The 24,357-nt window shown below is 32.9% G+C and carries 19 protein-coding genes and 1 pseudogene; 5 read left to right on the top strand and 15 right to left on the bottom strand.

From position 1 onward, the window contains the following. Positions 1 to 28 precede the first annotated feature (28 nt). Both COD11_RS21915 and COD11_RS21910 read right to left on the bottom strand, forming a co-directional pair. Positions 29 to 208, bottom strand: coding sequence for a hypothetical protein (locus COD11_RS21915; RefSeq protein ID WP_098799038.1), 180 nt, complete (start codon positions 206 to 208; stop codon positions 29 to 31). Between the two features lie 627 nt (positions 209 to 835). Beyond that, the gene (locus COD11_RS21910; RefSeq protein WP_098799037.1) at positions 836 to 1,546 is read right to left on the bottom strand and encodes a ZIP family metal transporter; all 711 of its coding nucleotides are present in this window, start codon (positions 1,544 to 1,546) and stop codon (positions 836 to 838) included. A 748-nt stretch (positions 1,547 to 2,294) separates the two neighbouring features. On the opposite strand from COD11_RS21910, the gene COD11_RS21905 reads away from it, so the two are divergent. After that, positions 2,295 to 2,930 (top strand): hypothetical protein, encoded by a 636-nt coding sequence (locus COD11_RS21905; RefSeq protein ID WP_098799036.1) that lies wholly within the window; start codon positions 2,295 to 2,297, stop codon positions 2,928 to 2,930. Between the two features lie 105 nt (positions 2,931 to 3,035). Further along, complete coding sequence (gene yjcZ, locus COD11_RS21900; protein WP_098799035.1) at positions 3,036 to 3,176, top strand: sporulation protein YjcZ; 141 nt, start codon at positions 3,036 to 3,038, stop codon at positions 3,174 to 3,176. A gap of 592 nt (positions 3,177 to 3,768) precedes the next feature. Here the strand turns inward: yjcZ and ltaS are convergent. After that, positions 3,769 to 5,718: a lipoteichoic acid synthase gene (ltaS, locus tag COD11_RS21895; RefSeq protein WP_098799040.1), complete on the bottom strand. Its 1,950-nt coding sequence runs from the start codon at positions 5,716 to 5,718 to the stop codon at positions 3,769 to 3,771. A gap of 618 nt (positions 5,719 to 6,336) precedes the next feature. On the opposite strand from ltaS, the gene COD11_RS21890 reads away from it, so the two are divergent. Next, positions 6,337 to 7,179 carry a COX15/CtaA family protein gene (locus tag COD11_RS21890; RefSeq protein ID WP_176551197.1) on the top strand — a complete coding sequence of 281 codons (843 nt, stop codon included), beginning with the start codon at positions 6,337 to 6,339 and terminating at the stop codon, positions 7,177 to 7,179. Positions 7,180 to 7,196: 17 nt separating this feature from the next. Here the strand turns inward: COD11_RS21890 and COD11_RS21885 are convergent, their stop codons facing one another. The 4 genes from COD11_RS21885 to COD11_RS21870 all read right to left on the bottom strand — a co-directional run bounded on the left by COD11_RS21885 (position 7,197) and on the right by COD11_RS21870 (position 10,188). Continuing rightward, a complete protein-coding gene (locus COD11_RS21885; protein ID WP_212138017.1) occupies positions 7,197 to 8,045 on the bottom strand; it encodes a cation diffusion facilitator family transporter in 849 nt (282 codons plus the stop codon). A gap of 228 nt (positions 8,046 to 8,273) precedes the next feature. Further along, the gene (locus COD11_RS21880; protein ID WP_098799033.1) at positions 8,274 to 8,474 is read right to left on the bottom strand and encodes a hypothetical protein; all 201 of its coding nucleotides are present in this window, start codon (positions 8,472 to 8,474) and stop codon (positions 8,274 to 8,276) included. Between the two features lie 70 nt (positions 8,475 to 8,544). Next, on the bottom strand, positions 8,545 to 9,624 hold the full coding sequence (locus COD11_RS21875; protein ID WP_098799032.1) for a copper resistance D family protein: 1,080 nt from the start codon (positions 9,622 to 9,624) through the stop codon (positions 8,545 to 8,547). Between the two features lie 3 nt (positions 9,625 to 9,627). Then, positions 9,628 to 10,188 carry a copper resistance CopC family protein gene (locus tag COD11_RS21870; protein WP_098799031.1) on the bottom strand — a complete coding sequence of 187 codons (561 nt, stop codon included), beginning with the start codon at positions 10,186 to 10,188 and terminating at the stop codon, positions 9,628 to 9,630. Positions 10,189 to 10,385: 197 nt separating this feature from the next. Here COD11_RS21870 and COD11_RS21865 point away from each other — a divergent pair, with 197 nt between their 5' ends. Further along, positions 10,386 to 10,709, top strand: coding sequence for an ArsR/SmtB family transcription factor (locus tag COD11_RS21865; RefSeq protein WP_098799030.1), 324 nt, complete (start codon positions 10,386 to 10,388; stop codon positions 10,707 to 10,709). A 28-nt stretch (positions 10,710 to 10,737) separates the two neighbouring features. Here COD11_RS21865 and COD11_RS21860 read toward each other — a convergent pair whose 3' ends face one another. After that, the gene (locus COD11_RS21860) at positions 10,738 to 11,658 is read right to left on the bottom strand and encodes a cation diffusion facilitator family transporter (protein ID WP_098799029.1); all 921 of its coding nucleotides are present in this window, start codon (positions 11,656 to 11,658) and stop codon (positions 10,738 to 10,740) included. 189 nt (positions 11,659 to 11,847) lie between these two features. On the opposite strand from COD11_RS21860, the pseudogene COD11_RS21855 reads away from it, so the two are divergent. Continuing rightward, positions 11,848 to 12,892, top strand: a pseudogene (locus COD11_RS21855) (flavin-containing monooxygenase). A gap of 67 nt (positions 12,893 to 12,959) precedes the next feature. Here COD11_RS21855 and COD11_RS21850 read toward each other — a convergent pair. The 7 genes from COD11_RS21850 to COD11_RS21820 form a co-directional block, all read right to left on the bottom strand. Further along, on the bottom strand, positions 12,960 to 14,333 hold the full coding sequence (locus tag COD11_RS21850; protein ID WP_098799028.1) for a nucleoside recognition domain-containing protein: 1,374 nt from the start codon (positions 14,331 to 14,333) through the stop codon (positions 12,960 to 12,962). A gap of 2 nt (positions 14,334 to 14,335) precedes the next feature. After that, positions 14,336 to 15,052 (bottom strand): FeoB small GTPase domain-containing protein, encoded by a 717-nt coding sequence (locus tag COD11_RS21845; RefSeq protein ID WP_098799027.1) that lies wholly within the window; start codon positions 15,050 to 15,052, stop codon positions 14,336 to 14,338. Position 15,053: 1 nt separating this feature from the next. Beyond that, positions 15,054 to 15,296 (bottom strand): FeoA family protein, encoded by a 243-nt coding sequence (locus COD11_RS21840; RefSeq protein ID WP_098799026.1) that lies wholly within the window; start codon positions 15,294 to 15,296, stop codon positions 15,054 to 15,056. 80 nt (positions 15,297 to 15,376) lie between these two features. After that, positions 15,377 to 15,583 carry a hypothetical protein gene (locus COD11_RS21835; protein WP_141549730.1) on the bottom strand — a complete coding sequence of 69 codons (207 nt, stop codon included), beginning with the start codon at positions 15,581 to 15,583 and terminating at the stop codon, positions 15,377 to 15,379. 863 nt (positions 15,584 to 16,446) lie between these two features. Continuing rightward, a complete protein-coding gene (gene ltrA / locus COD11_RS21830; RefSeq protein ID WP_251406576.1) occupies positions 16,447 to 17,346 on the bottom strand; it encodes a group II intron reverse transcriptase/maturase in 900 nt (299 codons plus the stop codon). Next, positions 17,309 to 17,437, bottom strand: coding sequence for a hypothetical protein (locus COD11_RS27725; protein WP_255301673.1), 129 nt, complete (start codon positions 17,435 to 17,437; stop codon positions 17,309 to 17,311). The genes ltrA and COD11_RS27725 overlap by 38 nt, the downstream gene beginning before the upstream one ends. A 2,211-nt stretch (positions 17,438 to 19,648) precedes the next feature. Next, complete coding sequence (locus COD11_RS21820) at positions 19,649 to 20,956, bottom strand: replication initiation protein (RefSeq protein ID WP_098799023.1); 1,308 nt, start codon at positions 20,954 to 20,956, stop codon at positions 19,649 to 19,651. Positions 20,957 to 24,357 lie beyond the last annotated feature (3,401 nt).

Genomic DNA, 24,357 nt, shown 5'->3' with positions numbered 1-24,357 from the left:
AATTAATATTGACAAAAACAGTCGTTTTTCACCTCTCAACATAACATATTAAAAATAGACCTAATCCAATCATGCCAATACTAAGTAAAAGGTAACCAACTGAACTCATATCCGGAAAACAAATCTCATTTATGATTAGTTCTAACTTTTTCGAACGGTCTTTTTCACTAAAAATCTCTTCTACCATTAACCATTTTGATGTAGACATTGTCAAAACACTTCCGATAATAATCAGAGATATTCAAAGTAAAAAGAGAATCATAAATCTCTCCTTATATATCTTCTTAATTTAGAATGCGTTAATATTATGTTATTCTTCTTAAGAATTATACATTTTCTAGTACTGTATATATCATCTAGAAGTGTTTATTCATCGGGAGGTTTACACCAATCTTAAAAGCAATTTATAATTAGTTCCAACCATTGCTAAAAGATTAAGGGGAATGAGAAGATAATCTTAACGTCTAAGAGAAGGAAAATAGAATAAAGCATATAAACTATGCCTTTATAAATATTATCTTATTATTTTAAATACTAGAGCAAAGTTGAAAATAAGATGTTGTAAAACGGAATTTTCTTATAAAATAGCTAATACCCTTATATAAAATAAAAATAAATGGAGTACCCCTTCCTTCGCAATACTCAGTTACTAGGTTTGCTACAAAAGAAATTCAATACTCTTGATAAAGTACCCACCTCATTTAATTTACCTCTTATCTATTTATGAAATTTTCACAAAAAAATAAACCGTCATAATTTATCACAGTTTTTATATAAAATCCCCAATTATTGTTTATGAAATTTGGTTAACTCATCCACTTCAAACTTTTTATTACTAATGAAAACTAAACAATTGATGTAAAAGCAACACTAAACTTGCTCCTGATACAGATAAAATAACAAACGGCATGTTACTTATTCCTTTCCTTGCATCGATAATAAACTCTTTAATTGCAGTAAAACCTAAGAAACCGATTGCCACCCCTAGTAGAATACCCATTAATTTATATGTAAATACTATCTTACTTCCAATAAACGATGAAACAAAAAATAGGAGTGATAATAAAAGACATGTAGCTAAGAAACTAACAAAATTCCGCCCAGTTCTTCGGAAAGATACCATTAATACTATTCCTTCAGGAATTTGATGAATAAGCAATGTCATTAATAGTGATGTAGTAATAAGATCTGATGTTAATGAAGAACCTATTGCTATCCCAATTGGAATTGTGTGCAACATGATCGCAAATAAAATAGATAATCTCGACCTATCAGATTGTGAAGTAATATTATGTAGCATTTGATGGATAATATTACACCCAATTACACCAACTAATAAACCTAATAAAATGCTTATTAAGCGGTATTCACTTATTGAATGAGGTATTAAATCAAATATAAGTATTCCTATAATTATTCCACCACATAATAAATACAAATACTGTATTTTAATTCCTTCTATCTTGAGAATTAAGTAGCTCAATAGTGCACCAAAAGTGGTTCCTATAAATATATATCCACTTAGTAAAAATGAAGAATTCTCCATTAAATTCACTCCTAGTAGGTTTAATAAAAAATAAGATTTACAAAGAAAAAGCAGTACCTGAAAATATTATATTAAAGTGATTAAATGATCATTCGTACAAAATTTAAATTTATAATTACTACTGACAACGTAATTTATCTATAAACTAATTTCCCCAATAATAAACAAGCTAATAACAAAAGTAGTAAAGTTCACCTTTGTTATTAGACAACACTTAATTTTATCATTTATATTTATTCAGCTTTCCATCCCACCATAAGAATCACCTGTATTTACGGCAATTGAGAGTATCCTCTTGCTTTTGAAGTTCACCAGGAGCTTACTTACTAAAACCCATTAAGCTGTGTCACTTCTTCTCCTTTAGAATTTTCAAAAATTTAGGATCTAGGTATAACAATTGAATCAGGAATTACATTATTACTAAATTGGTCTGTTTCGCAAAAATTTATTTTTACCTTTTATTAATTGTTCTTCAATATCTTAAACTTTACAGATTAAATCATAAGAACTCAATTGGCTTACAACATTAAAAAAGTAAGATCTATATATAAATATAATAATATTATTACTTACTTTTACAATACCAACAAATCACCTTTGTGGAGTTTTGTTATTTATTTCCACTTCATTTACCATGTTACTAATATACACTTACTTTGTTACAGTTTTGTTAAGTAAGATTTAGTTCAATAGAATAATTTTAATATGTTAAAATATACATAATGTCGAAATTTGCGGAGGGACGGTTTTGTTTAGGACAAGCTATTTAAAATGTCTATTGTTAGTTATTTTCATTCTGATAATAACTGAAAATAAAATTTATGCAACTGACACTAAAGATTCTAAGTTGCATTCTATTTATCATATATATATTAACGAGAAACACATAGGTGACGTTAGAGATATAAATGAATTTAACAAATGGATAAACAATAAAAAGGCAGAATATAAGGAATTACACCCTAATAAAAAAGTTAATCTCATAGAAGATATTAGTTATGTCGAGGAACTATTATTTCACGATCATTATAAAAATCCTCTTGATTTTAAAATACTAGAAAATAATCTTTCTATTGGTATAAACGCATCCTTGATATCTATTAACGATGAAATCAGCATATATGTTGAAGATAAAGATACTGCCAACAAACTAATTAAGGAATATAAATTACAATTTTTAAATCAAGAAGACTTGTCTAACTATACAGGTAGTACGGATAACGGTGTAAATAATAACAGTAATCGAATTATAAAAAATATACGTTTAAAGGAAAAAATTGAAATGAAAACTACTGTTGTCAATCCAAAAGAGATACTTAGTATGGATAAAGCCCTTACTTATCTAAATACTGGGAAAGACCTTTTTCTGAAAAATGAAAAGTAATCCTATACCCTACTTTTACTTAAGTTAGACATGAATCCAATCAACTTCCACTTCATCATAATAGGATATTACTAACCCTGCTAATGAAAGGAAAGGAGAATTCATATGGGTTTTGGTTATGGTAATTACGGTGGCTTTGGTGGCTACGGTGCAGGATATGGTGGCTTTGGCAGCGGTGGAGCATTCGCTCTAATAGGTGTTCTATTCATTTTATTAATAATTGTTGGGGCTGCTTTGTTTAGTTAATCCTGAACAAGTAAGGACTATCTTAAATGATGTGTCCTTACTTGTTTTAAGTTTCTCAATTTATTAAGTACTATTAAAGTTTTTTAAAAACTCTTTGTTAGAAACTTTTAGTTTATGATGCCCTGGTATTCTTGATATAGATCCTTTATCTTCCCTCATAAGATATGTTCATACAATATCTAGACTGTTTTAGATAGAATACTTTTGGTACTCTTTTGTACAATTTAAGCAAGTTTGGGCTGATTGTTGTGATTATGCGTCTGGAAGTTATGCATGTCGTCAATAAAATTGAGAGCCAAAAGCACAATATTGAGAAAGTGAATTGGCTAGAATGTGTACATCTAGTTAAATATTTAAACATTTACGTATACATCTCTGCACAATCCCTCAAGAGAGTTGAATTTGTTCCCTTTCATATTGATGCTCTTGATTTATTAACATACTAAATCATATGTTCACAAGTCGCTTCCCATTGTTGCACCGTACTTAGCAAGTGATATGTTGGCATCTATCCCTCTCTCACTAAGGTAAAAACTAAATAAAGGCTGTCAAAGGAAAAGTTCCTCAGAAGCCTTTATGAATAAATATTTTACTATTCTAATGCTTTATTTGAATAGTAGTTATAATTATATTTTGATCGATCCACAGGAGTAAAATTTTCAGGTATATGGAATCGTAATAAATCCCCATTAACTACTTTATCTGATAATAACAATTTGTTCTCCACACTTTCTCGAACCTTTTTAGCCTCATCGATCTGGGCCTCTTTTAGTTCCGTACCAGTATTAGAATCATAATATTTCCCATCAACAAAAGTGATGGACGGACTTACGAAATCACCATTTCGGAAAGGAACAATTTGTTTATGCTGTTCAGATAATAGATCTGTACCAAAATGGACATATTCTTTGGTATCAATTCCCAATAAATGAAGTAGTGTTGGAAGAAGATCAATTTGTCCGCCATATTGATGACGAACACCACCCTCTATACCAGGAACACGTATAAATAATGGTACTCTTTGTAAACCTGCACCTTCTAATGGTGTTACTTCTTTTCCAATCACTTTCTCCATCGCTTTATTGTGATTTTGGGAAATACCGTAATGATCTCCATACATAATAATGATGGAATTATCATATAAGCCAGACTTCTTCAAATACGTAAAGAATTGTTTTAATGCTTCATCTGCATAACGAGCTGTTTGAAAATAATTATCTACTGACCTATCACCAGTTGTATGAGGTGCGATTGTAGCTTCTTCTTGATCCATATTATAAGGATAATGATGTGATACTGTTATAAATTTTGTATAGAATGGCTGAGGTAATGATTCCAAGAACTGAATTGACTGGTCAAAAAATGGCTTGTCCTCTAAACCGTAATCTGCTTTGTTTTCGTCTTTTATTTGATAGTAGCTTTCATCAAAAAAATTGTTGTATCCTAACGATTTATATATTTCATTTCGGTTCCAAAAGGTCCCGGAATTCGGGTGGAATACAGCTGATGTATAGCCTTGCTGACCTAAAATAGCTGGTGCAGCCTGGTACGTATTTAAACCTTTTGTGGTAAAAGCTGAACCTTGTGGTAGTCCATATAAAGAGTTCTCCACCATAAATTCTGCATCAGATGTTTTACCTTGAGCAGTTTGGTGAAAAAAATTATCAAAATAAAGAGTATTTTCTTCATTAGTTAATGAATTTAAGAACGGTGTTACTTCTTCACCATTAAGTTTGTAGTCAATCAGGAAGTTTTGCATCGACTCAAGGTGTAGGTAGATTACATTCATACCTTTTCCTGCCCCAAAATATTTCGGATTTGGTTCAGCATAATTCGCTTTTGTAAAATTTATTACTTCGGTCAATTCGTCACTATCTGCTAAAACTCTTTGTGCCGATGCCTTTGTACTTTGGACTGCATCATAGAGAGTATAATTATACATACCCAAATACTTCACAATATAGTTTCTGTCAAATCCTCTTGTTAGTAATTGTGGTCGATCCGATTCAGCTAATACTAAATTAATCATCGATATTACTAGAGCAGCTGAATATAAAACAGCAACCTTCCGTTTACTTGTTACTCGTTTTTCAATTTTTACAAAGCGAAGAGAGAGTAATATGATTAAAGCTAAAATATCAATAAAGTATAGAATATCGTATGGCTTTATTAATGTAGGGACACTGCTACTTACATCCCCAAAATTCTGTGTCTGCATTAACGTAGGTAAAGTGATAAAGTCATTAAAGAAACGGTAATATAAGGTATTTGCATATAAAAGAATTGTTAACAGAAAATCAATGATAATAAGCCCTAAATACTTTTTTCTCCCTTTAAATAAGAAAGAAAATCCTAATAAAAATATGGAAGACCCTAATGGATTCAGAAATAATAAAAACTGCTGAATTGTATTTTCTAATCCTAAGTCAAACTGTGTTAATTGAATAATAAATGTTTTTATCCAGAGAAAAAATACAGCTAAAAACAAAAAACCCCAGAAATGATTAAAGACATCTAGATTCTTTTGACGCAAGTTACTCATCACATACCTACCCTCTTACAATATTATTACTGAACCTTTTATTTTTGAACTGTAAGTTGGAAAATATTTTAATGTTTTTATTACAGTGTTTAGTTTTTATATTTTTCGTCAAGCTGCTTTAATTCTTTATCAGATTTTTTCTTGAAGATATAAATTACTCCTAAAGATAACAAAGATAATACAAGATAAACAATTACAGTAGATAGCACTTTTGAACAACTCCCTTTTTGTTTATTAATACAATCAAAAACGATAAAGTGTATAAATTACTGTTTCTTATTTGAAGATTTATGGTTTCCTTTTCTGTAAGATAAAAACAGAAACAAAACATATGCAATTAAAATAACAAAGATAGTTCCACTTGTAACTATAAACATGTTCATCATTATTTTTTACCTCCATAGCACTCTATAATAAATCTGAACATATAATCATATGACATTCAACAAATATTAATAATCCTTCACCAAATTGTCATTTTTTGAACAAGTAAAGCATCTAATTCTTTTAGATATATTTTAATAAGACGAGGTAAATTTCTATATTTTTATAGAACATAATAACAATCTTTGTTAATATATGAACATATGTAAATACATTAACACCGAAAGGACAGCTATGAAAAATACATTCTCCCTATTCACTATTTTTATTACAATCGCAGCCCTAATATTAGGAAATTTAGTCGTTGCTACTAATTCAGGAGATGCTTGTGGTACAGATTATCCATTCTGCAATGGACAACTCATTCCTGACATTACTAATTATCATATTATTATCGAATATTCACATCGCTTATTCACAATGTTACTTGGATTTATTATCCTTATTAACTTCATAATTGCATGGAAAAAATCAAAGAATAGGACAATCCGTCTCTTCTCTCTATTCACATTATCTTTGTTGTTTATCCAGTCATTGATTGGAGGATTGAATGTTTTATTTGGAACTCCAACTGGTTTTACAACACTTGATGTCATGTTTAGTTTGTTCTTATTAATTTCACTAATCTTTCTTCATGTTGGTTTAAATGTATCATCCTTTGATAAGAAAACTAACGTGATCAGACAGCCATTAATAAAAGGATTCTTCTTTCTTTTAGTTGAAATCTTAATTGGTGCTTTGTTTAAACATTTTGAACTTAGCCAACAGATTTTTCAAATTAGTACGAACAGATTCAATCTTTCTTACCTTACTTATTTCATACATGGGATTTTAGGGTTGCTTATTTTATTTTACATAAGTTATGCTGTCTTTCTTACTTTTAAATGGGAAGTTTTTAAAAAGAAGGCAACACTCTTAATTTCTTTAACCTTCCTTACAACAATAGGTGGGTTCATATCCAAATCAGAACAGATAAGTCCCTTCACTTCTTCAGTTCACATGATTTTAACAATTTTGACTTTAGCACTCCTTAGTTACATGACAGCTATATGTTTTTTTAATCAAATGAAAAAGTGAGTAAATAGCCTTTCTACTCACTTTAATAGATGAGTTTCGATTATAGAATGTGTAACCTTTAGGTCAGATACACTATCCCTTATTTGATTCTTTAATTCCTCATTTTCCTTACTGCACATATTTTCACTCAGATAAAGATGAACTGACATTGCATTAACTTCCCCATCAATTGACCATATGTGGAGATGGGAAACCTTTTTAACTCTATCTACCTCCATCATCTTCTTCTGTATTGATTCTAGATTAATCCCATCTGGTACCGCATTCAGAAAAACTTTCATTGTTTTCATTAATTTACGAATAACATTAATTAATACAAAAGTGGAAATCACAATGGATAAAATAGGATCTAGAATATGAATATCTTTAAACATGAGAACGATACTGATTATAAGGACTCCAACCCACCCAAGTAAATCCTCTAGAAGATGCCAAGATAGAACACTTTCATTCATTGAATCTCCCTTATACAATTTCCATGCTGCAAAGCCATTCATTGCAACACCTAATAATGCTAACCAAAGCATACCTTGAGCATCAGGATGTGTTGGGTTAAAGAGCCTGGGAACTGATTTAATCAAAATAATAATTGACCCAATTGTTAATACGATTCCGCTTATTAAAGCCCCTAATGTAGAAAACCTCTTATATCCGAAGCTGTATTTTCCATCACTTTCTTTATTGGATATCCGTTGAAGATACCAAGAGGTTCCCAATGATATACTATCACCCAAATCGTGGGTAGCATCAGATAGAATTGCCATACTATTAGTTAAAAATCCACCAATATATTCAATGATTGTAAAAGCTAAGTTAAGAAAGAAGGCTAGTTTTGTGTTCTGAGTTGAAGTATGTTTTTTCGGCAATTTAACACCTCCTATTTTCATTATTAAATAAATTTACTAAATTGAATAAATAGCCCATCTTCGATAACAATATCTCTCTTAACTTTTATCCTAATCGGAAAGGATTCAAACATTCGACAACTATTAAACTAAACTCATGCTAGGAATTCCTATTAATCCATAATAAATGACAAAAGCCACTGAATACTCAGTGGCTTTTCAGAGGGGACCCTATCAGTCAGTATTTCTTCAATTATTAGCATTTTGGTCCACGTCACCTGCATCCTGTCTCATCAGAAAATAGGTCAAAATGCCAGACAATAGTGCCCCACCTAATGAAATTAATATACGGATATACAATGGAACAGTTGAATGATCCTTTTCAAGTATCCAAAGTGCCGATACGAATACTACAACTGTCGTTGGAATAACTATTTTAAAAAGTTTCATGTAATATCACTCCCCCTTAAGCCAAAAAGAAATCTCAAGTTATTTTATTGATCGATATACAGCATAGTAATTAAAAATTTATATTCATCATAAGACCAAAGTACATAGCTAAAATAAAACAAGTAGCGAACAGAATAGAAACAATCGGCTTCACATTTTTAATAAAACTAATAATGATTAGTACAAGGAATAAAATACTCATGACGACTAATACAATTCCTTGAATAGATGCTAAGAACTCAGTTTGGAGTGGAGAAGCTATTTCTCTTCCAAGTATCCATTCTACCCAAGAAGCAGCTCCTTCTGATTTCACAGTAAAATTTACATCGTGTGGAGGTGATAAGTTTCCTAATACACTAGTAAAAAAGAACGTAATTAGTAATAGGATTGTTTCTGCTTTCACCCAAGTTCTCGGATCATATCCAGAGTTACTTTTTGATTTATTTAGTAAGATGCTATTAATAAATGCAAAAATAAGAATAGGAATGATACTAATATGTTTTAACAAAAGCATTTGCCCATATGGAAGTACCCAAGCATTAACATATTCTTTTAATTCCACAACATTCACCATCAATATTAATCCACTAACAAAGATAAAAATTAGTATTCCATATGCTAATGGAGTAAACCATTTTAAAAAGGAGGACCAATTTTTTTTGTCTTTAGAAAACCAACCGACATGAATTAATATTCCTACCCAGAGCGTTACCATTAGAAAATGGATTGAATGAGAAATAAATCCATACCAGAAGTTTAATGATGCTACATGACTTGCATAACCGACTGCAAGTATCATTAAAAGTAACCAAATTGCTTGAAGAAACTTTGATCCTTCTAAAAGAATCGTCATATACAGTAGCGTTGAAACGAACCCTATAAAAATCCATGCATTACCTACTTGAAAATCCGTAATAACTGAAAAAGTTGTTAATCCTAAACCCACACTATCTGCGAAGTAGAGGATGACCTGTAATACAGGTCCAAATGTAAAAACGATAATTCCTAATGTTGATAAGAGTAAAGCTGATTTTGGAAATTTAGTAGTTGGCTTTTTATCTTTATGAATAAATTGTAAAGCCACATGTCCCACTAATATAGAGAATAATATATACGTAAATAATTCAGTAATTGGAATAATAAAATTCATTTTTTATTTCTTCTTTCTAAAAACTAAAGTAAATCCAATGATTAATATCAATCCAAGAACTGCAATTATGAGTGTTGTAGAAAGTCCATTTGATTGCTTATTCTTTGTTTCTTGTAATTCATTTTCAGACTGATCAACTTCTTCCTTTATGGATTCTTCTTGCTTCTCCAAAGTCTCTTGGTTCTCAGTCGGTTGTTCTTGTACTTCTTCTTCTACTACTTTTTGAACGTTAAATGGTACTTCTCCAGTAATTGTATGACCATCTTTACCTACGATTTTCCAATTAATTACGTATGATCCATTATCTAATGATGCTGATAATGTACCAATCATTTGGCGTTCTGTTACTTCAACTTGTTGAAATGAAATTTCTTCTTCCCCCTTCAATACACTCATTGTACTAATAGGTTCAATTTCAGTCTCAAAGTTTAGAGTAATTTCGTTTAAGGGTCCTGAAATGGTCTCGCCTTCTTTTGGATTAGACGATGAAAGAGCTGTATGTGCTGATGTTAAATTTGGTATTAATAATAAAAAGCTCATGAACAGAAAGAGTATATTTTTCATGTTTTTTTCACATCTCCTTGTTTCTATTTTGTAACCGTAAAAAGACTCTTACTAATCATATAATGGTTGTCTTATTATTTAGGTTATATAATCTTACAATTTTATAAACTTTAACTTTTTTTATGATTCGTAAATTTATTGTTAATGTCATAGATCTTTTCTATAATAGCCTATATAAAATATAAGGAGCTAAATTCATGAATGAAGATGATATGAAATCCAGTCCAGACTTTGATTTAGATGAAGAAACATTATTTATTGTTTCTCAAACGTTTAAGGCACTCTCTGATCCAACCCGTCTTCGAATCCTTAATTTATTATTTGAGGGAGAACATTCTGTTAATGAAATTGCTGATAAGTTATCATTACTGCAATCAACTGTATCACACCAGCTTCGTTTCTTAAAAAATGTTCGACTTGTTAAATTCAGGAGAGAAGGCACGACTATGTTCTACTATCACGATGATGAGCATGTTATTCATGTCTTAAAACAGACCATAGATCATGCAAGACATATTTAAACCGAACCCTAAAAGGGCTCGGTTATTTTTAATTACAATGATCTCCCTCTGAACATTGATATCCTTCAACATCTATTTGGATCGTTGTATGGTGCAAGTGAAATTGATCATGCAAAATTTGTTTGGCTTTTACAAGGAGCTCTTGATGACTAATTCCTGGACCTACGACTAAATGACAACTTAATGTTGGGAAATCAGATGTAATTGACCAAATGTGTAAATCATGAATATCGTTGACTTCTTCCATCTTCAATAATGTATCTTTTACTTTATCAACATTAATATTTGCTGGTACACCTTCCATTAATATATGAAATGCATCCTTTGTAACTCTCCATCCACTAATGATAATAAGTACAGCTACAATGATACTTGCAATTGGATCTGCTAGGTTCCATCCAAAAAACATAATAAGTAACGCAGCTACAATAGCCCCCACCGATCCTAGCATGTCTCCAAGTACATGTAAGAAAGCACTGCGTACATTTAAATTCTCATCCTTGTCACCCTTCATCAGTATAAAAGCTGCCACAATATTAACAACCAACCCTATGGAAGAGACGATTAGCATTCCCATACTCACAACTTCTGGAGGATTTAGAATCCGTTGATATGCTTCCCAAAATATATAAAGAGATATGAGTAGGAGTGTAATTCCGTTAATGAATGCAGCCAGTATCTCAAAGCGTTTATACCCAAAAGTTTTTGAAAGTGAAGCTCCTTTTTCCCCGAACGTTATGGCTAAAAAACTTAATCCCAGAGCAGCAGCATCACTTAACATATGACCCGCATCGGAAAGTAATGCCAAGCTATTTGTCATTATCCCACCAATTACTTCAACAATCATATAAGTAGTGATAATAAGAAAAGACCATTTTAAAGCTGTTTTATTGCTTGTATGATGGTGATGACCATGATGTCCGTGACCATGACTATGTGAGTGTCCCATAAAACCCTCTCCTTTTATATGAATATATGTACATATATATTATTACAGATGCGATTAATGAGTGCAACATTATTTTTATTTTTTCAAAACTTATTAAATATTATTAGTCCCTTTATCTAAAAATAAAGGGTTTATGCTATAATTTGGAAATCAAAATAGTAGTTATTTTATTTAAGGGGAGAATAAATGATGATATATGATGTGATCATTATTGGAGCAGGTCAGTCAGGATTAACAATGGGATATTATTTAAAACAAACGAATTTAAAATTTCTTATCTTAGACAAAGGGAATGCGATTGGAGAAGTTTGGAGAAATCGTTATGATTCCTTAACTTTATTTACTCCAAATGTGTATAGTTCCTTACCCGGATTGAAGCTGGAAGGTATTCAAGCCCACTACCCCACCAAAGATCATATCGCTGATTATTTATCAAGATATACTAAAACCTTTTCTCTCCCAGTTCAATTAGATAACGCACATTACGAAGGTAGAAAGAGAGAATAACATTTTTTTGATAGAAACAAATCGTAAAGAATATAAAGCTAATCAAATAGTTATTGCAACAGGACCTTTTCAACATCCGTTCATTCCAGAGTTCTCTAGTTCTTTATCTAAGAATGTGCTCCAAATCCATTCATCAAACTATAAAAACCCTAGACAATTAAAACAAGGACCAGTATTGGTTGTAGGTGGAGGAAATTCAGGTTCACAGATCGCTGTCGAACTATCAAAAGAAAAACCTGTATATTTATCAGTTGGACATAAATTAAAGTTCCTACCACAGAATTTTGGTGGTAATAGTATTTTTTGGTGGTTTGATAAATTAGGCATATTAAGTGTAAACACAAATAGCAAATTAGGAAATATGCTAAAACATCAACCTGATCCCATTTTTGGTTTTGAATTAAGGTCTTTACTAAAGAATGGTAAAATTAGTTTGAAGCCGAGAGCAAATGCTGTAATGGAAGATCGAATAGTTTTTGAAGACAATAGTAAAATAAAGGTGGCAAATGTTATTTGGTCAACTGGTTTTAGATCACATTATGATTGGATAAAAACCCCTAACATTTTTGATAATAAGGGGAAACCAATACATCAAAGAGGTGTTACATCAATAGCTGGTTTATTTTTTTTAAGACTTCCTTGGCAGTATAGAAGAGGTTCTGCTCTCCTTCAAGGAGTTGGAACAGATGCTGAATATTTAATGAAACAAATATTAATAAATAAGTAACGAATATGTTGAAAAGCAGTGAAATTTTATGAATTCACTGCTCTTCAAAGTTTTTTTCTATTTGTTATTAAACCCAACCTAATAACTGTGCTATTTGAAAAACAATAAATGGAACTAATATGGCTAACACTGTTGGAATTAAGAATGCAAGTAATGTCCATTTTTTACTCTTTGTTTCTTTATAAATATTTAATAATGTTGTACCGCATGGATAATGAAGTAGTGAAAATAACATCATGTTTAACGCAGTTATCCACGTCCAACCTTGATCAACAAAAATTTGTTTTAAATCCACCAAACTATCCACTTCTGTTAATGAACCAGTTGAAAGATAACCCATTAGTAAAATTGGTAATACGATTTCATTAGCAGGTAAGCCAAGAACAAACGCTAATATAATGTAACCATCAAGTCCCAACATTTGACCAAATGGATCAAAGACGCCAACCATATGCATTAAAATACTAGTATCTCCAATGTAAATATTTGCAATGATCCATGTTAATACTGCTGCTGGGGCAGCAACTTTAACTGCTCTAACTAAAACAGTCCATGATTTTGTTAAAGAAGCCCGAATCACAGTATCAAAAAACTTTGGTCGACGATATGAAGGCAATTCTAAAGTGTAATGCGTTGGAACACCCTTTAGTGCTGTTTTTGATAAAACCCAAGATACAAAAAATGTCACGACAATCCCAAACATAACAATACCGACAATGACTCCTGTCGTGACAAGAGATTTTAGTCCTCCAGTAAAACTAGCTGCCATGAATAATGATGCTAATACAATTAAGGTACCCCATCTTCCATTACATGGAACAAAATTATTTGTCAGAATCGCAAGCATTCTTTCTCTCGGAGACTCAATGATTCTAGAAGACATTACAGCCGCTGCATTACACCCAAACCCCATAGCCATTGTCAACGATTGCTTACCATGAGCACCAACATGTTTAAATAAACGGTCCATATTAAAAGCGACTCTCGGAAGGTAACCATAATTTTCTAAAAGTGCAAAAGTTGGAAAAAAAATCGCCATAGGTGGAAGCATAACACTTATTACCCATGTAGAACCCCGATACAATCCTAAAACGAGAAGTCCGTGTAACCAATCTGGTGCTTGAATAGCCTGAAAAAATGTTGTTAGATATCCTTCTATCCACCCAAAAAATTCAGCAAGCAGGGAGGATGGTATATTGGCTCCAGCAATGGTTAAGTAAAAAACAGCCCCTAACATGATGAGCATTATTGGGAAACCCCAAATCGGAGATGTAAAAATGGAGTCTAATTTTTCTGTTCTAACATCCCCTTTTGTTTTTGTATAGGAAACACCTTCGTTACACAATTGATGGCTTCTTTTATATAAATTAGAAACAATTTCATCTCTTAATTCTGGTGTTGATAATTCTTGAGCCTCTATATATAGCTCTTTAATATTCATTATTATGCCTCCTTTACCCTCTTCTCGTTCGTTACACCATTTAACTCCATTCTTTTATTTAACTCATTAAGAAGTGCTTCGTCTCCGTCCAATAACCTTAGAGCTAACCATCTAGATGAAATTTGGTCTTCTACTAAATTGCGAACTTTTGATTCTAATTTACTTATTTTCTCTTCAATCTCTTCGTTATAAGATGTCTGTACAGGATTACACTCAATTTTTCTAGTGACGATTCGATCAAGAGTATCTAAAAGCATTGGGAAACCAGTCTTATTACGAGCAGATATTTTGATAACAGGAACTCCAAGTCGCTTTGTTAAAAGAAGCTCATTTATTTTAATACCTTTCTTCTCTGCTTCATCGATCAAGTTAATACAAATCACCACATTGGTTGTCATTTCTAACACTTGCAACGCTAAATTAAAGTTACGTTCTAAAGATGTAGCATCTAGCACGACTAGTGTTACATCGGGTTTTTCAAATACAATATAATTACGAGCTACTTCCTCATCAGTTGAATTTGAAAAGAGTGAATAAGTTCCAGGTAAATCAATCATTTTGTAAGTCTTATCTTTATGTCTTACTGTTCCCTCAGCTAATGAAACAGTTTTACCAGCCCAGTTACCTGTATGTTGTCTTAGACCAGTTAAGGCATTAAACAATGTACTCTTTCCAGTATTAGGATTTCCAGCCAAAGCAATTCGATATGAATTAGCCATTCTACATCAACTCTCCTTTAATTTTCATACTTTCCTCTTTTCTTAAAGCAACCGTTGTTTGACTAACACGAAATGCGATCGGATCACCTAATGGACTTTTTCTAACCACTTCAACTATAGCCCCTGGGACAAACCCTAAATCTAATAAACGCCTTCTCATAACACCTTCCAGTAATAACGAAGTGATTTTAATAAAGTTTCCTTTTTTCCCTTGATATAATGAGATTTTTTTAGTTATATCCATATATCTTTCCCCTCACCTTTTATTTTTCCTTAGTGCAACTTTAATGTAAAAAAAAGGTCCATTCCAATCATAATATAATCTTAATTACTTTTTTTAGCGTTTAAGGAATAAAGAAGATTACGTAATGCTTCACCTAATTGCTTTTCACCAAAATGACCAATTTCACGGTCACATATATCAACTTTTTCATTGGTCAAATAAGCATAAATCTGGTTACAGTTACACCTTTTCATCTCAAGCCATTCTCCGTCACCTAAATTAAAGGCAATTCGAACTCCCATCTTCATCATCTTCCTTCCACAAAGTTATATTATTTTATAGAATGACAAGCTGTGCAATACTTGTTTATACAATCAAACAATCTTTACTACTGCTTATTTTTTTTCCTTAAGCCAACTTATGTTATTATAATATGAATATATTTACATATTGTCAAATTAATTTCAAATAAAACTGCCCTTTATTTCGTAAGAACCTTCATCCACTCTTTCCATCAACATGCTCTAAGCTTTCGTCTTATGTCCGTTTTGCATACTTCTTAATATCTCTGATTTTAAAGTGATTTCCCCAGCCTTGAATAAGTTGATTTATATTAAGGATTCTATATTCCATACTTACTCACCAGTTACTGTTTGTGAGTCTTTTAATTTATCCTCAAATCTCTTCTTGGTTTTCTTCGGCACTTAAACCTGGGTATTCTTCCACATTTGATAGAAGCTCTTTCCTTACGTTCCTTAAGCTTTTCCACTGCATTTTCGATGAACTCAGTCATACTCTTTTTATCCGTTCACCGGGTTTGTGGCTTATAAAGTATGTTACAGTGAGTAGACCGAGGGAACCTCCCCCTTAGTCTCTCTCAGAACCGTACGTGAACCTCTCAGCTCATACGGCTCCCATTATTCATCGCCGGCAGTATTCCATATTTCCAATGGGCGAATAACTTGCGTTCTCGCTGTGCAATAGTACCTATCCAATATTCTGCTCTTCTTCGTTGTTTTCGCTTCTTATATTTTCGGCGAACCACATTTTACTAAGCAGCTGTTGATGTATCGCAATACGCTATACATTTCTGATTTATAGAAATGTCCGTAATAATTAATCAAATCCTTGGATTTCCTTATTAAACATGTTGGAGATATCCCACAAGGTTTTATCTACTTTGAGCTGTAATCGCCACCTTCTCACTTCTTTTCTTTCTGATTGCTTTCTTTGCCTTATCGGCAATAGCTGGCAAGAAGTTTGTGAAGAATTTTCCATATTTGTTCTTTGAGTGTCTTGGACGATATGTGTATCCTAGAAAAATGAAAGAAGTAGTCGGATAGTTCCATTGCCTATCATCATCTTTACAATAGACAATTTTCGTTTTATCCAAGTTCAACTCTAGTCCAAACAATTGAAATCTTTCTTCCAGTCTTCGTTGAAGGTATTTGGCTTGTTTCAATGAAGCACAGTGTGCTATTCCATCATCGGCGTATCTCGCCCAAGGAATACTTGGAAATTCTTTCGCCATAAAATCATCAAATGTATAATGAAGAAATAGGTTCGCAAGAACTGGACTGATGACCCCTCCTTGCGGAGTGCCAGAAGTCCGCTCTATTAACGTTCCGTCCTCCATTTGAAAAGGTGCAGTTAGCCATCTTTGTATATATAAGATGACCCATTCTTGATTTGTATGACGTTTTACCATTTCAATGAGGTAGTCATGTCGGATATTATCAAACAGTCCCTTAATATCGAACTCTAACATCCAGTCTCTCCGCCAACATCTTTTCCTTGTAGCCTCGATCGCTTGAATTGCCGATTTATTTGGTCGATATCCATAAGAATCTTCATAAAACAATTTCTCCACTGTTGGTTCGAAATATAGTTTCGCAACCATCTGTGCCACTCGGTCTTCGACTGTAGGAATTCCAAGTGTTCTTGTTCCACCATTCTTTTTGGGTATCGCAACTGCTTTTACTGGTTTTGGAAAATAGCTTCCAGAGGACATACGATTCCACAGTTTATATAGATTATTTTTCAAGTCTAGTTCGTTTAATAGATTGTTCATCAATTCCGTATGTCCCTTTGTTGGCTTTTACTCGCTCAAATGCAGTCATTACTGCGTTCTTTGAAATACTAAACGGTTTAGCTTCTCGCATAGGTTCCTCCTCCTTTCAAAGTTGACCTATCTTTGAAACTAAATAACTTGGGTTCTTCGCTCTACTTCTATTACAGAAGTTTCATCACTACTACAACCCAATCTGCCCCTATGACTGCATCGGTACTCTTTTCTTGTGGGTCTTCCACTTGAAATACTCCCTTAACATCAGCCCGTAGGTTCCCACGTTCCGTACAAACGCCTGTGTTATGTTCATGCCACCTTTATGCCGCCCACCACTTAGACAGTAAACAGGTTTCCTCTAAGCTCATCCAGGTTAACGACTACCCCCTGGTTTTGATGGAGTCTCTACGCTTTCGACATTTCCGTAAGTGGTTCACATGCTCGTTCATCTCCATAACACGCACTTGACAGCTTTCTACTGCCTTTTCCTTAACGCTCAATACCATAGCTTTTGACTACAGCACCTTAAGTTAGTTTGAAGTCTCCACCTGTATGGCGACTCCGACGGGCCCACCGTCATCATTTGTACAGCATAGCTGCTTTGAATAGTCTCGCTACTTACGCACACTTTCGTGGCGCACCATCGTCTGCATATCTAACAAATTGGTTACCTCGATTCTCTAACTCTTTGTATTTACCATATTTAATCAGTTGGACACTCTCTTCACCATTTTCCTTTAAATATAGGAGAGTAGCTATTATATCTTTCGCATCAACTCCTGCTACTCCTTTATTTCGTTTAACCCTTTCAAATTAGATTACCCTTCTCCAATATCTTCTCGATTAATGTTTTAGTAAGTTTCATATTGATCCTATGTTATTAAGGTTGCACAAGTGTAACTCTAATCTATTGAAGGTGCCCAATATACTCACTCTTCAATAGTCTTTAATTGGCTGTGTTATTGTTATCTTGTAAATGGACTCTAACATAGTTGCTCCTTTCGTCCGTCCTTATCTGTCCCTAAGGGTTGATACTATGACATATACTTCTCATAGTTCGGTTACTTATCACGAAGTAAGTTCTCTGTTGAGGTACTAAGGGATCTCGCAGTGTAAGTTCATTATTCCTATTCATCGGGAGAGATTTTGAACTTAACCTTGTTTTGGGTTCGTATACCCAGATCGTCTAGAGCTTCCTTCAGATTCCATTGTTTTCGACTAATGGTTCGAATATTCCAATGCACATAACCCACTTTCACCGTCTAGTTGATGAACCATGCCTGGCACACAAAAATACCTGTGTAGATAAAATCCTACACAGGTTATGGAAATTCCTATAAATTTGTCAACAGCCCCTTTATAGGCAGCCAGTTCTTTTATCGTATTATAATTATGGGGTTGGAGTAGGCTTTGAATATTCATCATTTTACATTACCGATTTTTGAAAAGATTTCTTAACTTGTTTTACCCTCTTGATAATTAAGAAAGGATTGTGATCAATTTCTAGACAAACTCCACATTTTGTCCTAGATCATCCCTTACCATTGCACAATTTTACTTATTCTTATAAACAAAGCAATCATAATTATATTTATGAATTACTGATTTGTCACAACCAGAATATCAAAGGGTATTCTCAAGTTAGTCCTTATTTTTAGCAGCAGCAGCGTATATTATAAATGACAAAATAGTTTGGAAGACGATTACAACTTGACCTGGAGCCTCTACGGCCATGACTATCCAGCCAAAAAACCAGCCCTTGATAAGGCTGGTAAGCCTATCAAGGCTATCATGCCCGACCCTCCAAGTAAAGTTGTAATAAAGCGGAATAACAAATGTACATGCTTAAACGATCATTTCTGTACATTTCTTAAATTAGCATTTGTATATATCACCACTTGCATAATTTCAGGTTTATCTTTAAGGAATTTTAATTTAACGAATAATAAGATAGAGCAAGGTATTGATATAATTAAATAATAACTTAGATGAGGTTTGTTCTTGAATTGAAAATGAGCTTAAGGAACTTTATCTTTTATAGCTAAATTGAAATATAGGGAAAATGGAGTGATCTTTATTTTTTGATTAAGAATTACTTCTCAGGGGAATAGACTTGTTAATCGAAAATAGCATGAATACGTTATTCTTGAACATGATATTTTTAAAAAAATGATTCATGAAATTATTAACAAGGGTATAAAAGAAGTTTCAAAGTATATTTACCTTTTGACCCAGCCTCATTACTTTTCACTTCCTCTCGCACACTGTCCCTGTTTATTTCCTCCTTGGTAGTTTGTAACTATTATAATTAATACGGAAGTTCTTCCCTATGCTTTGTTAACCATTTTTTGAAGTAACCCTTAATTTTGCTCTTTTCAAAATCGTCCTCTAGGAGTGGAGGTAATCTATGTCCTTTTCGATACTCATAGATATCATCCATCTTTTTGAATAGAGTTGTTTGCATTTCATCTTTAATATGATCGATTTCTTCTTTGGTACTAACCTTACTCTTATTAATAACTTCTAAAAAGTAATCGTACAAGCTTTCTAGATCCTTTATGTCCTGTTCCGTTCTCTCTTTTAATCGACTATCAACATTACCGATGGCTAACTGCAGCAAAGAGTTATCAAGATCTTTTTCATAGGTTGATTCTGCATAATTATTTTCTATAGCACTCACAATATAACCAGCTAAATTAGCAAGCCCTTTATCCTCCATACGAAGGACATAACGCAAGTTTTCCTCAATGTACTTTGGCGGATAGTTCTTAACTAGTTCTACTGCTTTTTCCCGTCTAATTTCCTTAGTAATAAGGAGGTTAAGAATGGTTTGAATATCATAATCTAGAGACTCTTCATCTATCGTTTTATTGATATTATTCTGGTTTTTATAGATATAAAACACAAATGAATGTATGGAGCGTCCGACTTTCTTATGTACCTCATATTCAAAGCGAATATCTGTCTTTTCAGCAATTTCCTTCTTCGCTTTTTCAAGTACTACTGCTCTGAAATTTTTCATTAGGTTTAATTTATCATCAGGAATAGCCAGCATCTCTCTCAATTCCTTTACTTCCATGATCCGTTTACCAAAACGTTCTCTTTCTTTAAGCAGCTCATAAATTCTCCAGGAATATTCTGACCTTAATTTTAAAACATTATATAGCTGATACTTTGTATATGATTTAAGGTTAATAAGGAATTGAGCTAAATCATCAGAGAGTTTAATCGTAATTTGACCTTCATCATAACTCGCCCGTTGTACCCAATAGATATCGTCAATCACAAACTTATTGTTTTCTTTAGCCCGAGTTATAGTAAGAGGTTTACTGTTTAAACCATTTACCGTTTCTCTTATTCTTTCATAAAAGCCCGATTCCGATATGCCAAAGAGATTGGCTAAATCTTTTGTTTGCAAAACATAAGTCTTTAAATCTTTATCTTCTGGTTGTACTAATGAAACTAGTGCATATAATAAACGTCTTTCATTTATTGATAGATTTTGTTTTGTATTAACAAGGGCGTTTGATTGATTGACCCAGTAATATGGCTTTAGATCAGCTTCTATTAGATCTTCATCAAAAGATAGTTGTTCAACTTGCGTTACCACAGTCATTTCAATCCTCCTAAACCTTAACTATCTCCAATATAATACAAAAAAACACAAGATTCCATACTAAGTTACATAGCTAAAATTAAGTAAACAATATGTCTATAAATTCGGTGTATAAAATTAATTTATAATAGAATGATATGTCTACCTTTCCGGTGCTTCGAAATTACTAACTAATCATAATCTAAATCCATATAGCTACTTTTTCGGTACTGTAATCTTTTAATTTAAAAATTATAATATACTATATAGCTATATATTCGGTGCTGAAATTTTTTTAGGGTTAAGGAAATATAGCTACTAATTCGGTACTACATAGAGTTATTGCTTCAGCAAAGAGTAAATATTGCCTTGAAAAAAGCATTTGAAGGAAGCTATTTAAGATATATCTACCGAAAAGGTAGACATATCTTATTAAAACATAGAATAAGATATGAGTGGCATGTTTACTATTGGTCTATATATCTACTATTTCGGTGTAACGATACTCTAAAGTGACAAGTTTATAAAATATTACCGTTCTAGTAGACATATATAATGTAAAATGTTAAGGAAAAAAACTAATATGTCTACCCTTTAGGTAAATCAACATACAATAGTGTAAGAATTAAAAGAAGATGATCCTAAAAATAGGGTCTATACATCTCCCTTTTAAGATCAACAGATATAAATCTATTATTCCACCGTTTTTATAGCTATATTTAGATATTTTAAAAGTCTCATACCGAATTAATAGACATATAACACTTTTTAAATAGACATATATCCACTTATATACTAGACATGTAACATCGTATTAGTAGCCATAACCACCGTTTTAATAGACTTATAGTACCGTTTTAATAGACATATAAGATGTTGAACCTTACTCTCCCAAGAGCTAATTTTACCTATAAACAAATAACAATTTAAAAACAAGAAAACAATATATTAAACAGTTTAAACATACATACCTAAAAATAAGTATAATGCATAATATTATACTTACCCATCTTAAAAGATATCCATATATACAAGTCGAATCTTAAAATAATAGATTCTAAATACTATAAACTTAAGTTTACTCCTAATATTCTAAATAGGAATGGAACTAATTACTTCAGGTTCCCAAATATGAAGAAAGTAACGACACGAATTCATAAAGAAGCCTCGCTCAAAAAAAGGGTAATTATCCGGAAACAATAGGAAGGTCGGTTTCAAAGAAACAAATAATATCGATTATTCAGCTAAACATTCCAAGTAAGAAGCGAAGGGATTAATCAACTATCGAAAAGGCTACAGGTTCATAAGATTATCGAAAGTAATTCAAAAAACTATTGGAAATATATTGAAGGTTTTTATATACATTGAGTTGTAACCGCCAGTCTCTCATTTCTTTTCTGATTGCTTTCTTTGCCTTATCGGCAATAGTCAGCAAGAAGTTTGCGTAATAATTTTCATATTTATTCTTTTGTGTCTTGGTCGAAATGTGTATCCTAGAAAATCGAAAGAAGTAGTTGATTAGTTCCATTTCCTATCAACATCTTTACAATAGACAATTATTAGTTTCTACAGGTTTAACTCCAATCAAAATAGTTGAATCTTTCTTCCAGTCTTCGTTGAAGACGCTTGTTTCATTGAAGCACAGTATGCTATTCCATCATCGGCGTATCTTGCCCAAGAAGTCTCAGAATTCTTTCGTCATAAAATTACCAAATGTATATTGAAGGAATAGGATCGCAAGAACAGCACTTATAACTCCTCATTGCTGAGTGCCAGTTCACTCCGTTAACGTTCCGTCCTCCATTTGAAAAGATATAGTTAACCATCTATTTATTTATAAGATGACCAATTCTGGATTTGTATAACGTTTTACCATTTCAATAAGGTAAAGTCATATCGGATATTATCAATTAGACCGTTAATATCGATCGAACTCTAACACCTAGTCTTTCAGCCAACTTCTTTTCCTTGTAGCCTCAGTTGCATGAATTTCAGATTTATTTGGTCGGTATCCATAAAAATCATCATTAACAATTTCTCCACTGTTGGTTCAAAAATATAGATTCGTACCTATCTGTGCTACTCGGTCTTCGACTGTAGGAATTCCAAGTGTTCTTGTTCCACCATTCTTTTTTGGTATAGCTACTGCTTTTACTGGTTTTAGAAATTAACTCCCTGAGGACATATGATTCCACCCTAGCCCCTCCTATAAGCTCGTCCTAGGTTAACGACTACTCCCTAGTCTTGATGGATCCCTACGCTTTCGATATTTTCATAAGTGGTTCACATAATCATTCATCTCCATAACACTCACTTGACAGTTCTTGACGCCCTTTTCTTTACGCTCAATACCCTAGCTTTTAACTACAGCACCTTAATGTAGTTTGAAATTACAACCTGGATGGAGACTCCGAAGGCTCCATCGTCATCATTTGTACAGCATAGCTGCTCTACTCACACACACTTTCGTGACGCACAGTCGTCTGCATAACGAACGAACCGCAACTCTCTTTTCTCCAACTCCTTCTCAAGCTCATCTAAAACGATATTTAATAAAAGAGGCTGAGCGGTTCCCCTTGATTAGTATTTCAGTGTTTCGACTGAAAAGTCCCTTTTCGATTACAACTGACTGTAGATACCTCCGTATTAATTGAAGAACTTTTGGATCATCTATACGAAAGCTTAGTATCCTCATAAGCCGGTCATTCTTCACTTTATCGAAGAATTTCTCTAAATTAATGTCCACTACCCACCTATTTCCTACTTTGATGTAACGTTTAGCTTGTCGGACCGCATCATGACCACGATTGTTCGGTCTAAAGCAGTAGCTTTGCTTGGAGAATAAGGGATGAAATTCCTTGTTGAGTGCTTCCGCAATAGCCTGTTGGATAAGGTATCTATCACTGTCGGAATTTCGATTCGACGTAAGGGGTGTGTAAGGTAGGTACCATTTATAAGTTCTTAAGGTTTTCCATTGTTCTATGAGATGAGACCATAGGTTCTTTACGCTTTCTTATCTACACAACGGCATCTCCTTTATTTCGTTCCACTCCTTTCGTGTGCACATTAACGTTTTGATGTTATAAGATTCGTTCCAACATAGATATCAACTCCTACGTGAATCAGTCATACTTCTAGTGTGATATTACTTTCAGCCTTTCTATTGTCCCTAGTTGATTCACAACTGTCTCCATTAGGATTAATGTTTCTGTTAGTCAAGTAACACATACGCCAAGTGCTGATTCTCCTAAAATGATTCAGCACTTCCCCCATTAACTCTAGTTACCATTGGAACTATGAATTCTGGCTGTTCAGGAATTTATCGCTAAATAGGTTACCGAGTGTTACAGGCTTATCAGTCAGACCTCCCTGGGTAAGAGTACAATCTTTCCCTCCATATATTGTAAATGTCAAGCTAACGA

It is taken from the genome of Bacillus sp. AFS040349, from assembly GCF_002577655.1.
In the GTDB taxonomy this organism is placed as follows: Bacteria; Bacillota; Bacilli; order Bacillales; family Bacillaceae; genus Metabacillus.
The sequence above is the reverse complement of the archived record's forward strand: the minus strand, read 5'-3'. Positions and strand labels throughout refer to the sequence as shown.

What these genes read in the sequence shown, in the direction of transcription:
- COD11_RS21840 (WP_098799026.1), bottom strand. Translation starts at nt 15,296, where the DNA reads ATGGATATAACTAAAAAAATCTCATTATATCAAGGGAAAAAAGGAAAC.
- COD11_RS21910 (WP_098799037.1), bottom strand. Translation starts at nt 1,546, where the DNA reads ATGGAGAATTCTTCATTTTTACTAAGTGGATATATATTTATAGGAACC.
- COD11_RS27725 (WP_255301673.1), bottom strand. Translation starts at nt 17,437, where the DNA reads ATGCGAGAAGCTAAACCGTTTAGTATTTCAAAGAACGCAGTAATGACT.
- COD11_RS21870 (WP_098799031.1), bottom strand. Translation starts at nt 10,188, where the DNA reads ATGAAAAATATACTCTTTCTGTTCATGAGCTTTTTATTATTAATACCA.
- COD11_RS21880 (WP_098799033.1), bottom strand. Translation starts at nt 8,474, where the DNA reads ATGAAACTTTTTAAAATAGTTATTCCAACGACAGTTGTAGTATTCGTA.
- COD11_RS21915 (WP_098799038.1), bottom strand. Translation starts at nt 208, where the DNA reads ATGTCTACATCAAAATGGTTAATGGTAGAAGAGATTTTTAGTGAAAAA.
- COD11_RS21850 (WP_098799028.1), bottom strand. Translation starts at nt 14,333, where the DNA reads ATGAATATTAAAGAGCTATATATAGAGGCTCAAGAATTATCAACACCA.
- COD11_RS21875 (WP_098799032.1), bottom strand. Translation starts at nt 9,624, where the DNA reads ATGAATTTTATTATTCCAATTACTGAATTATTTACGTATATATTATTC.
- COD11_RS21845 (WP_098799027.1), bottom strand. Translation starts at nt 15,052, where the DNA reads ATGGCTAATTCATATCGAATTGCTTTGGCTGGAAATCCTAATACTGGA.
- ltaS (WP_098799040.1), bottom strand. Translation starts at nt 5,718, where the DNA reads ATGAGTAACTTGCGTCAAAAGAATCTAGATGTCTTTAATCATTTCTGG.
- COD11_RS21860 (WP_098799029.1), bottom strand. Translation starts at nt 11,658, where the DNA reads ATGGGACACTCACATAGTCATGGTCACGGACATCATGGTCATCACCAT.
- COD11_RS21835 (WP_141549730.1), bottom strand. Translation starts at nt 15,583, where the DNA reads ATGAAGATGGGAGTTCGAATTGCCTTTAATTTAGGTGACGGAGAATGG.
- COD11_RS21890 (WP_176551197.1), top strand. Translation starts at nt 6,337, where the DNA reads ATGAAAAATACATTCTCCCTATTCACTATTTTTATTACAATCGCAGCC.
- COD11_RS21865 (WP_098799030.1), top strand. Translation starts at nt 10,386, where the DNA reads ATGAATGAAGATGATATGAAATCCAGTCCAGACTTTGATTTAGATGAA.
- yjcZ (WP_098799035.1), top strand. Translation starts at nt 3,036, where the DNA reads ATGGGTTTTGGTTATGGTAATTACGGTGGCTTTGGTGGCTACGGTGCA.
- COD11_RS21820 (WP_098799023.1), bottom strand. Translation starts at nt 20,956, where the DNA reads ATGACTGTGGTAACGCAAGTTGAACAACTATCTTTTGATGAAGATCTA.
- ltrA (WP_251406576.1), bottom strand. Translation starts at nt 17,346, where the DNA reads ATGAACAATCTATTAAACGAACTAGACTTGAAAAATAATCTATATAAA.